Genomic DNA, 15104 nt, shown 5'->3' on the forward strand with positions numbered 1-15104 from the left:
TAATTTTAAAGCTATTACCATTCCAACAGAATGGTAATGAATTGACTGTGCCGAATAATTTCTTTCTACAAGAGAAAGTCGTTAAACGTATTGGTCACTCAGCTCATTGAAATCAAGTTTGTTACCGAAGTAACTGTTATTACGCTCTTTCGAAAAAGAACCAATAACGTTTTGATATTCATCAACGAGTGCCCACACAGATTGATAGGTTTAAATTGTTAAAGAGCGCTAGCGTTTTGTGATTCACATCTCAGTCGCTAGGGGTGCGTACTATACCTGCACCACTTAGAGAGTCAAGGGTTATTTTTAACTCCTTTTTCTCTACCGATTTCGCTGTGTGACTTTCGTCTCACTCCGTGTCGGTGAGGCGGCATTATAGAGAGATCGACATAGAGCACAAGGGCTTTTTTGAATAAAAGTTTTGTTCGTCTAAAAAGCCACCAGATCCGCATTTTTCGAATAAAAACTAAACATTTGAGACGTATCACAGCAATACATTGGCAAAATGGAAACCATGAACGTAAGATTCATGTATCTATTTTGTTAAGAGTAGATGCGTCTATTTCGTTTATTAATATGTAGTATTCCGATATGAACTCAAAAAAATCGATGTTGTTAATTGTCGCACTAGCTGTTCTAGGTGGCATTGTTTTCTCTCAGGTAGATATATCGCCTGCAATTACCTTTATCCTTGGTGTCTTGGCTTCCGCTTTTGTTGTTAACTTTTCAAGCACCGACTCAAAATCAGATTCAGAACCTAAGGCATCAACAAAAACACTTTATGTAGGTAACCTTCCATACAAAGCGAATGAGTCACACGTACGTGAATTATTCTCAGAGTATGGTGAAGTATTTGCAGTACGCTTAATGAAAGACAAACGTACTGGTAAAAGAAGAGGCTTTGGATTTGTCGTAATGGCTAGCAATGATGTGAATCATGCTATTTCAGAACTTAACGATAAAGATTACATGCAACGAACTTTAAAAGTGCGAGTTGCAAATGATCCTAAACATCCAGAAACGGACGAAGCTGAACTGAGCTAAATCCTAACTGCTTTAACATGCTATTTAGTGCACTTTCTTTCTTAGGAAGTGCACTACAAAAAACCTCACGCACTCCCCCTTCTTTATTAATGCTTTCCAAACCCAACAAATCTTGAACCCGCTTAGCTATCGCTTTACCAGAATCTATCAGCACTACGCTTTCACCTAGTACTTGTTGAATCTCTGATTTAATCAGAGGGAAATGAGTGCATCCTAATACCGCTACATCAACCATGTTGATCATCGGTTGAAGAATTTGATGCAGCTCTTCAAGGTTAATCGCCTCGCCTCTGAGTTTCTCCTCAGCCATATCCACCAGCCGAGTAGAACCTAAAAGTTCGACTCTTTTATTACTTGAGAAGTTTTTGATGAGCTCGTGTGTGTATTCACGAGTAATCGTTGCGGGAGTAGCAATGAGACCCACGGCTTTATTGGCAAGTAGGGATGCAGGCTTGATTGCCGGAACAACGCCAACAATTGGGATTTGATTATTAGCGCGGAGTGTAGGTAATACAATCGTACTTGCGGTATTACAGGCTATTACTACGATATCAATAGCGTGGCTTGCCACAAAACTGGCGACGATGCTTTGGACTCTGCGAACAAGGACTTGTTGATCGAGTTCACCGTATGGGTAAGCCTCGTTATCGAATACATAAGTATAGTTCTGATTCGGTAGTAACTGGCTTATCTCCTTATATACAGATAGGCCACCCACTCCAGAATCAAAGACCAGTATATTTTTTTGCAGACTATCCGACACAACGATTACCTATAATAAGTTTCGCTGCAATGATACTCCTTCGCTTAGTTTTCGCCAATCCTCACTCTATATAATGCAAGCTTGATAACGTTGATGAACAAAACGCTCACCTTGCTCTACATTTTCTAGGTCTATCTTGAGCTTACCTCTAAAGCATGGCGCTGACGTTACTAAGGTATGGAACTCGCCATCTTCGCCACATGGATCGACATGACTCGGTAAGCTGTCTATTAGCTCAAGCGTGTATTCTTTCCCGCAATAGCTCATGTCCAATGCATTGCTATCAACTGTGACGAGAAAGGTGTCGATTCCTCTGTCTATTATTTCACTCGCAAGTGCCTGACTGCTCTCTCCCATTAGAGGAAATACACATTCCCAACCGGCTGGTTCTATGTAGCTTCTTCGATAATCGGCAATGCCATTACAGAACATGTCTCCAAACGCGACCGCATCAATTGATAAACCAGAACCTTTAAGTGCGGAGACAATAGTACTTTGATAAATCTCATTACTAGGAAACACTTCTGGAAGCTCAATCGTGATTAATGGCAACCCAATCAATGTTGCCTGCATTTCGACAACCTCGATTGGAGTTACTTGGAAAGGAACTTCATCTCCAACATACGTCGTATAGAGAGCAACAACTTCATATTCGGAGCTTTCAAGTAGACGCTCTAGCGTTAATGTCGAGTCTTTACCTGACGACCAACTTATGACGACTTTCTTTTTCATTGATATACCCAATAAGAAAAAACCGCCCGGAGGCGGTTTAGGTGTAAATTAGAATTGGTAAGCTAGATTAGCAAAGTACCTGCGTTCAGGAGCGTTATATCCTAGCGTTGTTTGGTATTTCTCATTAGTTAAGTTATCAACTCGACCACGGACAACTAGCTCAGGGGAGATCCAATACCCCACAGAAACATCCCACAAGCTCACTGATGGCAAAATATTATCTGGATCGGTTGTTTCTTTTGGATTACCCGCTCTATCACCCGTGTATGTATAAGTAAGGTTCACATCAAAATCTTCATATGAAGCATCCATCAACCACTTGTAGTTTTCATCAGCACGCTTCGCTAATTTGTTGCCAGCAGAGTCTTTATGATCTTTAAACTCAGCGACAACCGTGTGATGGATAAACCACGTGTCAAAATTACCTGTGATTTCTAAACCTTTAAGTTTTGCATCTACGTTTTGAGGGTACCAAAATGGGCTACCTTCATACCAAATAATTAAGTTATCGACTTCATTATCGTATGCAGTCACATCCAGCTTGAATAAATCGAATTCACCGGTGTATCCAATTTCGCGATTTTCGGCTTCTTCAGGCTTCAGGTCTGAATTTGTTGTTAGATCAGAATAGCTCGGAGCTTTAAATGATGTACCAGCAGCCGCTCTAAGTGAGTGCTTTTCTGTTAGGTAATAGCGAGTACCTAAAGACCATGTAGTGTGGTTGTCGTATGTGTCGTGTTTATCGTTACGTACACTACCTACAATTTGAACATCACCAAATCGAAGTTCAGAAGAAGCGTAGACGCCGGTAGTATCGCGAGATTCGCCAGCTAGAGCATCAGGTGAACCATATGACAAGGCATCATCATCAAGTTTTTCTCTACGCCAGTCAGCACCAGCACCAACAGATACGTTCTCATTAACGTAATATTGATTTAAGAACTGCAGGTTCGTCAGATCTATTTTCTTCTTTGTTCCAGCATTGTCTTTACCTTGAGCTTGTGAATAGTCTAGGTTTTCGATTGCCTGCTGATTAGCTCTAAAGGTAGAGCTTAAGTTATCACCTTTATAGTCAACAGCGGCTGTAACGCTCAAGTTCTCAGAATAACCATAGTTCTTACCACCCGAGTCATACTCAGTCAGACTATCAAACCAACGAACAGATGCTGTGCCAGTAAAGGCCTCATTGATCGGCTGTGAGTATGACGCAAAAAGATTTTGGCTTTCATAGCCATAATTAAGACCAGTAGCCGGGTCTTTAATATCGTAACCTTCAGTCTCATCAAAACCGCCAGCGAGTTTCAATGTTCCGCCGTTCGACAATTTTCGAGTCGTTGAGAAATTAGCTTCCTTTTGAGCATCACTGCCAGCGCCAACAGCTATCATTGTCGATTCAGTAGAATGAGCAGACTCAGTAATAACGTTAATCACACCCGCTACCGCATCTGATCCATATAAAGCGCCACCAGAGCCACGAATCACTTCAACTCTCTCAATAATACCTACTGGAATATGGTTGAAGTTAATACCGCCGGCAGCAGAGTCAATACGAACACCATCGACTAGAAACAATACTTGATCGCTATTGTAGCCACGCATAAAAACAGAGGCACTGTGCCCACGTCCGCCACTTTGAGAAACTTCAACACCAGGTACTCGTTTCAAAACATCCACTAAAGACTTAGCTTGGGTTTCTTCTATTTCTTGTTTTGAAATAACGGTAGTAGAAGCAATAACATCACTTAGAGGCTGCTCAAAACGGTTAGCCGTAACCACCATGGTTTCGTCAGTAGATGCTTCTTGGGCGTGTAAATTGGAGATAGGTGAAAGCAGCGATGCTACAGCAACCGCTAAAAGGGATTTGTTCATGTTGTGATCCTAAATCGCGTAAATTCCTACCAAACCACATTGTATGGTTTAGCTACTGGCAGGTATTCGGACTCAAGAGCACAACCTTATGGTTTACCTCATATTCGACTTCCCACAAAAAGCTATTTGCAGTGTCTTGTGAATATTCGTTCTCTTTTACCGCTGCGCGTCAGTTCTGGATTCACACCAGATTCCCTCTTCAGCCATCTATACATCCAAATGGCACCAGCTTGCGGGAGATAGTATTAACCTATGAATCATTTGTCTAGTCTAAGATAGTTATAAGCTATAGTTTTCATGCTCGATTTACATTGAATAGCTCTCAACACTGGACAAGCGCCTGTGATTGAATAAAATCTGCGCTCTTGATTTAAAAGCACGACAGCAAAAAGGCATAACAATGGCGAATTTAGATGTAAACCCGCAACGCTACCAAGAACAACTAGCAGAAAAGACTGAGCGTCTTACTGAGATGTTCTCACAATACGATGTGCCTGAGTTGGAAGTGTATGAATCTCCAGAACAACACTACCGCATGCGTGCTGAATTTCGCGTGTGGCATGAAGGTGACGATATGTATTACGTCATGTTCAATCAAGAGACCAAAGAAAAATACCGTGTAGACCAGTTCCCAGCCGCTAGCCGTCTTATCAACGACTTAATGCCTCTACTAACAGATGCAATGAAGGACAACCACTCTCTACGCCACAAACTATTCCAAGTAGATTTCCTTTCTACACTAAGCGGTGAGATTTTGGTGTCACTGCTTTACCACCGTCAGTTGGGTGAGCAATGGATTCAAGATGCTAAAGCGCTAAAACAGCAATTGAACGATGAAGGTTTTAACCTAAACCTGATTGGCCGTGCGCGTAAGATGAAAATCGTACTAGACCGCGACTACGTCATTGAAAAGCTAGACGTGAATGGTGATAGCTACATCTACCAACAAGTAGAAAACAGCTTTACTCAACCAAACGGTAAAGTAGCAGAGAAAATGCTGGAATGGGCTGTCGACTGTACTCAAGACAGCAAAGGTGACTTGCTAGAACTTTACTGTGGTAACGGTAACTTCTCATTAGCACTGGCACAAAACTTTGAGCGTGTACTAGCAACTGAGCTAGCGAAGCCATCTGTAGAGTCAGCACAGTACAACATTGCGGCGAACAAGATTGATAATGTTCAGATCATTCGTATGTCTGCGGAAGATTTTACCGTAGCAATGGAAGGTAAGCGTGAATTCCGCCGCCTACAACAAGCAAACATCGATCTGAAGAGCTACAACTGCAACACTATCTTTGTTGATCCACCACGCTCAGGTATGGATGTCGATACTTGTAAGATGGTTCAAGGCTACGAGCGTATCATGTACATCTCTTGTAACCCTGAGACATTGAAAGAGAACCTAGACATTCTAAGCGAAACACACGACATCACTCGTTTTGCTCTATTTGACCAGTTCCCTTATACGCACCACATGGAAGCCGGTGTATTCCTGGAGCGTAAAGCGTAAATCTCGCTCTCTAGGCCGTACAGCAGATACAAAAAAACGAGCCAATTGGCTCGTTTTTTTATTTATACGTTGGTTTAAGCGGTTTTACCGATAAAGCCTAGCTTCTTACCTACCCAAGCGAGTAGTAGCATAGCGACGATAATCGCAAAGAAGTTTGATCCTGCATCAGGGTATTGTGCTTTCACAAAAGCCGAGTGGCCAAATGCACCTACAAAGAAACAAGCTAAACCCACTAATGGAATATCTTCAGATACTGGATTCGTTAGGTATTCTTGGTAAAGCGCTTGTACAGCCAAAACTAAAGCAATTAGTGGGAAAATAGAGAAGCCCACTTCGCTCATTGTTACCCAAGATAACAGTGCATCACCACACACACCTGCAACAACAGCAAGTACGAGTGTCTTTCTTTCAGAACCACGGTTTACAGTATTATTTTCATTCGACATTATTCAATCCCGCCTTTTAATCGGTTACGTTCACGTTCTTTACGATACCAAAAAGCACCTTTGGCCATCATTCGCAATTGCATGATCAAGCGATCAGCCAATTCATCTCGCTGACGTCGATCTAAATCTAATGCTTCTGCCCCTGAGTTGAAGACCAAAATGACGGAGGCTTCAGCTTGAGTAAAAGCTTCATCTCGTGTCATGCCAGTCGTTATCAAATATTCGGTTAACTCAGCAGAGAAGTGCTGTATCTCACGAGCTACCGCTGCACGAAACTCAAATGAAGTTCCTGAGCGCTCTCGCAATAACAGTCTGAATACGTTTGGGCTGCTTTCAATAAACTCCATAAAGGTTTCAACCGAGGTACGAATCACACTGCCTTCTTTTACTATGCGTTGCCTAGCTTGACGCATTAGCTGACGCAACAGTAAGCCACCTTCATCAACCATGGTTAAGCCAAGCTCATCCATGTCTTTGAAATGACGATAAAAGGAAGTCGGCGCTATTCCAGCCTCACGAGCAACTTCTCTCAAGCTTAGGTTGGAAAAGCTACGATCGGCACTGAGCTGGCTAAATGCTGCATCGATTAAGCTGCGACGAGTTTTTTCTTTTTGCTGCGCGCGAATGCCCATTGGTTTCATACTTTATCAAACTCTTCTTTTACAGCCAAAACAGGCATGCCTAATACTCTGTTCAATATAACGCGAATCACATATTTATATAAGGCACTCTGGTTATATAAGACACTAAACACACCTCTTTGTTCACGTACCGAAGTAAATACGTTCGAAGAAAAAATTTCAATATCCACACTGTCATTTGGAGACATACGACATACCAAATATTATTTTTTCGATAACACTGCGTGATCCCACCGACTCTCTGATGCCCTTTTCATGTACCCAAGAACAGAATCAGTTAAAATCTCGCTAAAGCAATGTTAATCAAATATAACAAGGAAGATATCTATGCCACACTCCAACCACTTTGATGTAATCGTAATTGGTAGTGGCCCCGGAGGCGAAGGGGCAGCGATGGGATTAACCAAAGCCGGGTTGAACGTTGCAATCATTGAAAAAGAGAGCAGCGTTGGTGGTGGTTGCACCCACTGGGGAACGATTCCTTCAAAAGCACTGCGTCATGCAGTAAGCCGCATCATTGAATTCAATAGCAACCCGCTGTTTTGTCAGAACAATAAAAGCATTCACTCAACCTTCTCCAACATTCTGGGTCATGCTAAATCAGTCATCGATAAGCAAACTCGACTGCGCCAAGGTTTCTACGATCGCAACCAATGCACACTGGTATTTGGTACTGCGCGTTTTATCGATACCAACACCATCTCGGTTTTACAAAGCGATGGTACTGAAGAACATTACAGCGCGGACAAGTTTGTTATCGCTACGGGTTCTCGTCCTTACCAACCAGATAATGTCGATTTCCTGCATGAACGTATTTACGACAGCGACTCGATTCTTTCTCTTAAACACGACCCTCAACACATCATCATTTATGGTGCCGGCGTTATCGGTTGTGAGTACGCGTCGATTTTCCGTGGTTTAGGCGTAAAAACCGATCTCATCAATACACGAGATCGTCTACTGTCATTCCTAGACAATGAAACCTCTGATGCGCTTTCTTACCACTTCTGGAACAGCGGTGTGGTGATTCGTAACGACGAGACCTTTGAGAAAATCGAAGGGACGGACGATGGCGTGATCATTCACCTAGAATCAGGCAAGAAAATGCGTGCTGATTGCCTACTGTATGCCAATGGCCGAACAGGTAACACAGACAAGCTCAACCTTGGTGCCGTCGGCTTAGATGCGGACTCTCGTGGACAAGTATCGGTGAATAGCAATTACCAAACCAGTATTAGTCACGTTTATGCCGTGGGTGATGTGATTGGCTACCCTAGCCTAGCAAGTGCTGCCTATGACCAAGGTCGTTTCGTGGCTCAAGCAATAATGAAAGGCGAAGCGGAAGGCCACCTGATTGAAGACATTCCAACGGGCATCTACACCATTCCGGAGATCAGCTCTGTCGGTAAAACAGAGCAAGAACTTACCGCCGCGAAGGTTCCTTACGAAGTAGGACGTTCTTCTTTCAAACATCTCGCTCGTGCACAAATCGCGGGTAAAGATATTGGTAGCTTGAAAATCCTATTCCACCGTGAAACCAAAGAGATTTTAGGTATCCACGTGTTTGGTGAGCGTGCTGCTGAGATCATCCACATCGGTCAGGCGATCATGGAACAGAAAGGCGAAGCCAACACCATCGAGTACTTTGTGAATACGACCTTCAACTATCCAACAATGGCCGAAGCGTATCGCGTCGCAGCGCTTAACGGACTTAACCGTTTGTTCTAAACAAAGAACCAATAGGACTATTTGACCACCTGTAGGCCAAATACATAAACAGCAAGCCATGAGCTTGCTGTTTTTATTTTTCGTTCCCTGAACTAAGCTATGCAAGCTAAGCGAGAAACTCTCCTTTCTTCCACTGAGAAACAAATAAAACACCAAGACCAATCCCACGCATCGCCATAAAGCTCAACATTGCTAGCCACAGCGCATGGTTATCAAAATCTGATGCTAAGTAGAAAATTACGAAGAAACTGCAGGTCGCAACAAACATACTGTTACGCATATCTTTGCCTTTGGTTGCGCCCACGAAGATACCGTCCAGCAAGAAGCACCACATAGAAACGAGCGGCATCGCAATCAACCACGGTAAATAAACTTCAGCCTGAGTCTTAACTGCTGGGATTGTGGTAATCATATTAATCAAACTAGACCCAGCAATCGCGAATACAATGGTCAGTACCAAACAAATATTGAAGCTCCAGAAAAAGGTGCCTATCAAAGACTGATTTAGCTCATCTTTATCTTTTGCGCCGATCGCTTTACCGACCATGGCTTCCATTGCATAGGCAAAACCATCCATCCCATAAGAGATAATCATCAAGAAACTCATCAATACCGCATTTGCTGCCACCACATCATCACCAAAGCTTGCACCTTGGAAAGTCATAAAAGTGAAAGTGGCTTGCAGACATAATGAACGAAGAAAGATATCGCGATTCAGTTTTACGAAACGACTCAAACCTTGGCTGGTTTTCTTAAGCAGCTCCCATGGCGATGGTAACTGCTTCTTCACCCAGATTCGGTAAACACAAATCAGGCCAAATGTTAAACCGGCATAATCAGCCATTACAGATGCCAATGCTGCGCCTTCCACTTGCCAGCCGAGGCCAATCACAAATACGATATCTAAAACGATGTTGGTGATATTAGTAATGATCACCATCCACATGGGTGCTTTGGCATTTTGGGTTCCGAGTAACCAACCTAACAGCACAAAGTTAGTCAACGCAGCAGGTGCACTCCATGCTCGGGTCGAGAAATATTGCTGACCATAGTGTTTCACTTGGTCACTGGCACTACTCAGCGAGAAAACCGCATCCGCAACAAAACTGTGTAATAATAAAAAGACGCCTGCGAACCCTAAAGCCATGGTCACGCCTTGCACGAAAACCAAGCCAAGCTGCTTGCCATCGTCCGCACCATAAGATTGTGCGGCTAGCCCGGTCGTCGACATGCGTAAGAAACCGAGCAGCCAAAAGGTCACGCTGATCATGGTGCCGCCTAGCGCCACACCACCTAAATACCAAGAATGTTCCAGATGACCGATAACCGCAGCATCGACTAAGCCCAACAGTGGAACCGTAATATTGGAAAGAACCATCGGGATCGCGAGCAACAGCACTTTTTTGTGCATCGCTTGATTGGATAGAGTTTGAAAAATAGTTTGGGGATTAAATAACTTCACGATCACCTCTTTGATTAGAGGCGATAGTTTAACCTAGTGAGTGTGCTTTCACTATGTTGTGTACTTTATGTCTTGGTTAGCTTTTCCCAAGCTATCTGTTGATAGAAGAAGCTAGCATTACCATTTAACCAGTACTAATTGAGGAGTTAAACGCTTTTTAAGCTGAGAAATTTTACACAACAATCGTTGCCACAACTTCCAACGATTACATTGCTGCTCTAATGGTGAAAATGACTTAACCCATTGCGCCCATGGCAACCAATTAAGAACACTATCTATTGGTGAAGACAATCCGTGAGCATACTCACCAGATCCGAGCTTCTGCCCCAACGTACTTGAGCTCTTATCTCCAGCCAATACTACGCAGGCGTGGGCATGAGTAAAATAACGGCTCAAAGACTGAATAAAGTTCGCCGTCTGTTGTTCATTGCAATCCAGCAGAGCATGTTCACACACCACCATCACTGAGGCTTGTTCTGGAATATTAAGTTCATCCAACCAGGTCAGGTCATCCACCGAGCCACACTCTAGACGGTAGCGTTCATTCTTGTGGAACAGGCGTTGTCGCCAAACTAAGTTCTCGGTTACATCTAGCTCAACCCAATGACAACGGCCATTATCTAAACGGTAGAAGCGGGTATCGAGCCCTGCCCCAACATTAATGATCCAAGCATCTGGGTTATGAGATAAAAACTGCTGTACCTGTGAATCACAAAGCTGGGTCAATGTGGCATAGAGAAGTTGTTGCTGGTCGAGTTCACCAGTAAGACATTCAGGCGCTAGTTGGCAACGCTTACAGGCTTGAGCTGCAATAGGATCATAAACTAGGCCATCATCGGCAAGGCTTTCGCGACTGCGAAACCAAAGATGTTGAACGAGATTGGTCGGAACTTGAAATTCTTGATGTGCAGACCCTCGATCAGAAGAGGCCTTTTGAACAGAAGAGCGCGGCTTAGGAATAAGCGGCTTCATTTGAGGTTTGGTTGGATTTGGCATCATCATCTTCCTTGTATCTCGACAAAGAAGATGATAATGAATATCAATTACAATAACAAGTTATTGAGAGTAAATATCAATAAGCTGTTTGCACTGACTACATCCAGTCCGTATTACGAATAATACCAACCGCAAGTCCTTCAATAGACAAGTGTTGGGATTCTAAGTCCACGTGAATTGGAGAAAACTCTTCATTTTCAGCATGTAACAGAACCGTAGAACCTTTGCGTTCTAGACGTTTTACCGTTACATCATCGTCAACACGAGCAACGACAACTTGTCCATCACGCACGTCTTGTGTTTTATGCACGGCCAGTAAATCGCCATCCATAATACCGATGTCTTTCATACTTTCGCCATTTACGCGAAGTAAGAAGTCAGCTTGTGGCTTAAACATACCTGGATCAACTTGGTAATGCATTTCTACATGCTCTTGAGCCAAAATAGGCTCACCAGCGGCAACTTGGCCGATTAGTGGTAAACCTTGCTCTTCATTCGCTGCATCTTCAAGCAAAATACGAATACCACGAGACGCACCCGGGATAATCTCAATCGCTTCTTTACGAGCAAGAGCTTTCAAATGTTCTTCTGCTGCATTAGCAGAACGGAAGCCTAGTTCACGTGCAATTTCTGCGCGTGTCGGTGGCATACCGAAATCGTCAATCTTACTTTTGATAAGATCGAAAACTTGTTGTTGGCGGGGCGTTAACGGCTTCATGATTCACCTGTCTTTTTATACAGTTGACTGTGAGTATATCCAGTAACCGAACAAAAGCAAAGCAATTGGTTGTTTTTAGTTCATTTTTCAAAAATCACAAAAATAAAATGTCTAGCCAAACATAACCCGCCAAGCCTAAACAGACAAAAACCGCAGCGGAGCCGGCATCTTTCGCCATCCCAGAAAGCTCATGATGTTCACTGCCAATCCGATCAACGACCGCTTCAATCGCCGTATTGATCAACTCAACAACCATCACCAACACCACTGCTGAAATCATCAAGATTCGCTCAACTTGGCTTACATCTAAGTAAAACGCCAACGGAATAAGCACTGCGGCCATAAAAACTTCTTGTCGAAATGCCGCCTCGTTTTTAAATGAGCTAGTGATGCCTTGCCATGAAAAGCCTGCTGCTTTCACTATGCGTTTGAATCCGGTGTTTGATTTTTTGCTCATTTTTAACCCTATACTCAATCAGTCGATGAATGATTTTAAACAAACTTAACGGCAATATGACTATTTCCATTAAAAGGTTAGACCAGTTTCTGGTATTCTTGCATCGATTAAATTTACGCCTAGGCTTATCCCTATTTCACTCACAGGATTTATCCTTTCATCATAGAAATAGAGATACGCTTAAGCACATTGAAATAACTATTGAGGCAGTGAACCTATATGTCTTCTGGACAATCTTTTTCACGTTCATTAATGAAGCTACCTTTATCCGTTTTGGTAAAGGGCACATCAATACCTTCGAATCCGGTTGAGGATTTGAACATTGATTTAGGCAAACCGATTGTATACGCCTTACCATTTCGCTCAAGTGTCGACCTACTTACGCTACAAAAGCATGCGCTGGAATTGGGCTTACCCGATCCTTTTAGCAAGCTTGAAATAAACGGCAAATCACTGCAACGCTTCGTGTTCATCTCTTCACGTAAAACATTGCTGCAAGATGATGACTATGTACCAAGCTCTTCAATTGAAGTTTTCTCTGAGCTGCTTTCACTGCATGCGGAAGACTCAGAGCTTGATGTTCAAGTTATCCCAGCAACCGTATTGTGGGGACGTAAACCAGGTAAAGAGAATAACCAGAAACCTTACCTACAAGCAATGAACGGCTTAGAAAAATCAAAAGCTGTATTGCTGGCTGGTCGTGACTGTCTGGTTCGCTTTAGCCCGGTTGTCTCTCTGCGCTACATGGCCAACTCACACGGCACCGATAGCACCATCGCGCATAAGCTTGCTCGCGTGGCACGCATTCACTTCTCTCGTCAAAAGCTTGCAGCATCAGGTCCTAACCTACCAAGCCGCCAAGCTCTGTTCGACCGTCTGCTAAAGTCAGAAGCTATCAAAAAGGCGATCGAAGACGAAGCTGAATCAAAAAACATTTCCATAGAGAAAGCGAGCAAAGAAGCTCAAGACATCATGGATGAGATCGCAGCTAACTTCTCTTACTCGTTAATTAAACGCGGTGAGAAGATTCTTGGTTGGTTGTGGAATAAGTTGTACCAAGGCCTGCATATCAGCAACGCTTCAACGGTTCGTAAGCTAGCTCAAGACGGTCACGAGATTGTTTACGTGCCTTGTCACCGTAGCCACATGGATTACTTACTGCTTTCTTATGTGCTTTATCATGAAGGCATGGTGCCTCCGCACATCGCGGCGGGTATTAACCTGAACTTCTTCCCTGCCGGTCCTATTTTCCGTCACGGTGGTGCGTTCTTTATTCGTCGTAGCTTCAAAGGCAACAAGCTTTACTCAACGATTTTCCGTGAATACCTAGCCGAACTGTTCGCTAAAGGTTATTCGGTAGAGTACTTCAGTGAAGGTGGTCGCTCTCGTACTGGCCGTCTACTGCAAGCGAAAACGGGCATGCTAGCGATGACCATTCAAGCCATGCTGCGTGGTATGAACCGTCCTGTTACTTTGGTTCCTGTGTACATTGGTTATGAACACGTAATGGAAGTGGCTACTTACGCCAAAGAGCTTCGTGGTAAGCGTAAAGAAAAAGAGAATGCGAGCCTTGTGATTCGTACTCTGCGCAAGCTACGCAACTTTGGTAAAGGTTATGTGAACTTCGGTGAGCCGATCCAACTTAACCAATACCTGAACGAGCACGCGCCTGAGTGGACTAAAGACATCGATCCAATGGGCACCAGCAAACCACAATGGATGAACCCTGTGGTTAACGATCTGGCGACTAAGATGATGACGCACATTAACGATGCAGCAGCAACGAATGCCCTAACTCTTTGTGCAACGGCGCTATTGGCTTCAAGACAGCGTGCATTGTCTCGTGATTCTCTGGTTTCTCAGATCAACTGTTACCTGTCTCTGCTTAAGAACGTACCTTACTCTGATACATTTACGGTACCAAAAGACAGCGCTGAAGATCTGGTAAAACACGCTGAATCGCTGAACAAGTTCCTAATTGAATCAGACTCAATGGGCGACATCATTTCGCTAGACCGTCACCAGTCAATTCTGATGACCTACTACCGAAATAACATCATTCATTTGTTTGCTCTACCATCGTTAATTGCTCAAATGACCATTCGTCAGCACGGCCTAACCATTGACGCGATTCAAGAGAACGTTGCTGCTGTCTACCCGTTCTTGAAGAAAGAGTTGTTCTTAAGCTACGACGAAGCTCAGCTTGAAAGCGTGGTGGCGAGCATCATTGAAGAGCTTGTTGGCCAAGGTATGCTTGTGGTGTCGGACAACCAAGTCACCATCAACCAGTCAAACAGCCAAGCACTGATGCTGTTAGGCCGTACGATCTCAGAAACGCTACAGCGCTACTCTATTGCTCTGAACCTATTGGCAGAAAATCCTGATCTGGATAAATCTGATCTTGAGCAGAAGAGCCAAGACATCGCACAACGATTGGGACGTCTACAAGGTATTAATGCACCAGAGTTCTTCGATAAAGGCGTGTTTGCATCGATGTTCGCAACTCTGAAACAGCAACAATATCTGGATAACGATGGTAACTGCGATTTAGAAAAGACTCAGCAATTCGCTAAACTTCTTTACTCAATGCTTTACCCAGAGGTCCGTCTGACGATTCAAGAGAGCATCCACCAAGCAGAGTAATCTCTTATTTAACAATCGCTTAGTTAGCAATCGCTTTAATCGCGAGACTGAGCACGATCAAAAAAGGCAGCCATTGGCTGCCTTTTTATTGAGCG

General features: G+C 43.6%; 14 protein-coding genes and 1 riboswitch. Of the genes, 4 read left to right on the forward strand and 10 right to left on the reverse strand.

The genetic code is table 11. The annotated features are described in order from the left end of the window. Nucleotides 1-591: 591 nt before the first annotated feature. Complete coding sequence (locus ED652_RS13570) at nucleotides 592-1044, forward strand: RNA-binding protein (RefSeq protein WP_004736687.1); 453 nt, start codon at nucleotides 592-594, stop codon at nucleotides 1042-1044. On the opposite strand, the gene murI is transcribed toward ED652_RS13570, so the two are convergent. The 3 genes from murI to ED652_RS13585 are packed head-to-tail and all read right to left on the reverse strand — an operon-like array spanning nucleotide 1007 to nucleotide 4408. Then, on the reverse strand, nucleotides 1007-1813 hold the full coding sequence (gene murI / locus ED652_RS13575) for a glutamate racemase (RefSeq protein WP_216821911.1): 807 nt from the start codon (nucleotides 1811-1813) through the stop codon (nucleotides 1007-1009). The genes ED652_RS13570 and murI overlap by 38 nt on opposite strands. 60 nt (nucleotides 1814-1873) lie before the next feature. Beyond that, nucleotides 1874-2539: an adenine nucleotide alpha hydrolase gene (locus tag ED652_RS13580; protein WP_122055166.1), complete on the reverse strand. Its 666-nt coding sequence runs from the start codon at nucleotides 2537-2539 to the stop codon at nucleotides 1874-1876. A gap of 48 nt (nucleotides 2540-2587) precedes the next feature. Next, nucleotides 2588-4408, reverse strand: a complete 1821-nt coding sequence (locus ED652_RS13585) for a TonB-dependent receptor (protein ID WP_065112023.1) — start codon at nucleotides 4406-4408, stop codon at nucleotides 2588-2590. A 39-nt stretch (nucleotides 4409-4447) separates the two neighbouring features. Then, nucleotides 4448-4653: riboswitch (cobalamin riboswitch) on the reverse strand. A gap of 155 nt (nucleotides 4654-4808) precedes the next feature. Between ED652_RS13585 and trmA the strand changes: the two genes are divergently transcribed. Then, nucleotides 4809-5918: a tRNA (uridine(54)-C5)-methyltransferase TrmA gene (trmA, locus tag ED652_RS13590; RefSeq protein ID WP_004736694.1), complete on the forward strand. Its 1110-nt coding sequence runs from the start codon at nucleotides 4809-4811 to the stop codon at nucleotides 5916-5918. Between the two features lie 74 nt (nucleotides 5919-5992). Here trmA and ED652_RS13595 read toward each other — a convergent pair whose 3' ends face one another. Genes ED652_RS13595 through ED652_RS13605 form a run of 3 tightly spaced genes read right to left on the reverse strand, consistent with a single transcriptional unit; the run spans nucleotide 5993 to nucleotide 7193 of the window. Then, nucleotides 5993-6364, reverse strand: a complete 372-nt coding sequence (locus tag ED652_RS13595) for a YijD family membrane protein (RefSeq protein ID WP_065205740.1) — start codon at nucleotides 6362-6364, stop codon at nucleotides 5993-5995. Then, nucleotides 6364-7005, reverse strand: coding sequence for an HTH-type transcriptional repressor FabR (fabR, locus tag ED652_RS13600; protein WP_004736697.1), 642 nt, complete (start codon nucleotides 7003-7005; stop codon nucleotides 6364-6366). Before fabR ends, ED652_RS13595 begins: the two co-directional genes overlap by 1 nt. Continuing rightward, nucleotides 7002-7193, reverse strand: a complete 192-nt coding sequence (locus ED652_RS13605; RefSeq protein ID WP_004736698.1) for a hypothetical protein — start codon at nucleotides 7191-7193, stop codon at nucleotides 7002-7004. Before ED652_RS13605 ends, fabR begins: the two co-directional genes overlap by 4 nt. 139 nt (nucleotides 7194-7332) lie before the next feature. Here ED652_RS13605 and sthA point away from each other — a divergent pair, with 139 nt between their 5' ends. Next, nucleotides 7333-8733, forward strand: a complete 1401-nt coding sequence (gene sthA, locus ED652_RS13610) for a Si-specific NAD(P)(+) transhydrogenase (protein ID WP_122055168.1) — start codon at nucleotides 7333-7335, stop codon at nucleotides 8731-8733. A gap of 106 nt (nucleotides 8734-8839) precedes the next feature. Here sthA and dinF read toward each other — a convergent pair whose 3' ends face one another. From dinF to ED652_RS13630, 4 genes are all read right to left on the reverse strand, one after another. After that, on the reverse strand, nucleotides 8840-10195 hold the full coding sequence (gene dinF, locus ED652_RS13615; protein ID WP_174214632.1) for an MATE family efflux transporter DinF: 1356 nt from the start codon (nucleotides 10193-10195) through the stop codon (nucleotides 8840-8842). Between the two features lie 117 nt (nucleotides 10196-10312). Then, nucleotides 10313-11191 (reverse strand): class I SAM-dependent methyltransferase, encoded by an 879-nt coding sequence (locus ED652_RS13620; protein WP_122055170.1) that lies wholly within the window; start codon nucleotides 11189-11191, stop codon nucleotides 10313-10315. Nucleotides 11192-11288: 97 nt separating this feature from the next. Continuing rightward, on the reverse strand, nucleotides 11289-11909 hold the full coding sequence (gene lexA, locus ED652_RS13625) for a transcriptional repressor LexA (RefSeq protein WP_017104719.1): 621 nt from the start codon (nucleotides 11907-11909) through the stop codon (nucleotides 11289-11291). Nucleotides 11910-12003: 94 nt separating this feature from the next. Further along, on the reverse strand, nucleotides 12004-12366 hold the full coding sequence (locus ED652_RS13630) for a diacylglycerol kinase (RefSeq protein WP_122055171.1): 363 nt from the start codon (nucleotides 12364-12366) through the stop codon (nucleotides 12004-12006). 219 nt (nucleotides 12367-12585) lie between these two features. Between ED652_RS13630 and plsB the strand changes: the two genes are divergently transcribed. Further along, nucleotides 12586-15009, forward strand: coding sequence for a glycerol-3-phosphate 1-O-acyltransferase PlsB (gene plsB / locus ED652_RS13635; RefSeq protein ID WP_122055172.1), 2424 nt, complete (start codon nucleotides 12586-12588; stop codon nucleotides 15007-15009). The last annotated feature ends 95 nt before the right edge of the window (nucleotides 15010-15104 follow it).

The organism is Vibrio sp. Evd11 (assembly GCF_900382755.1).
Taxonomy (GTDB): domain Bacteria; phylum Pseudomonadota; class Gammaproteobacteria; order Enterobacterales; family Vibrionaceae; genus Vibrio; species Vibrio lentus.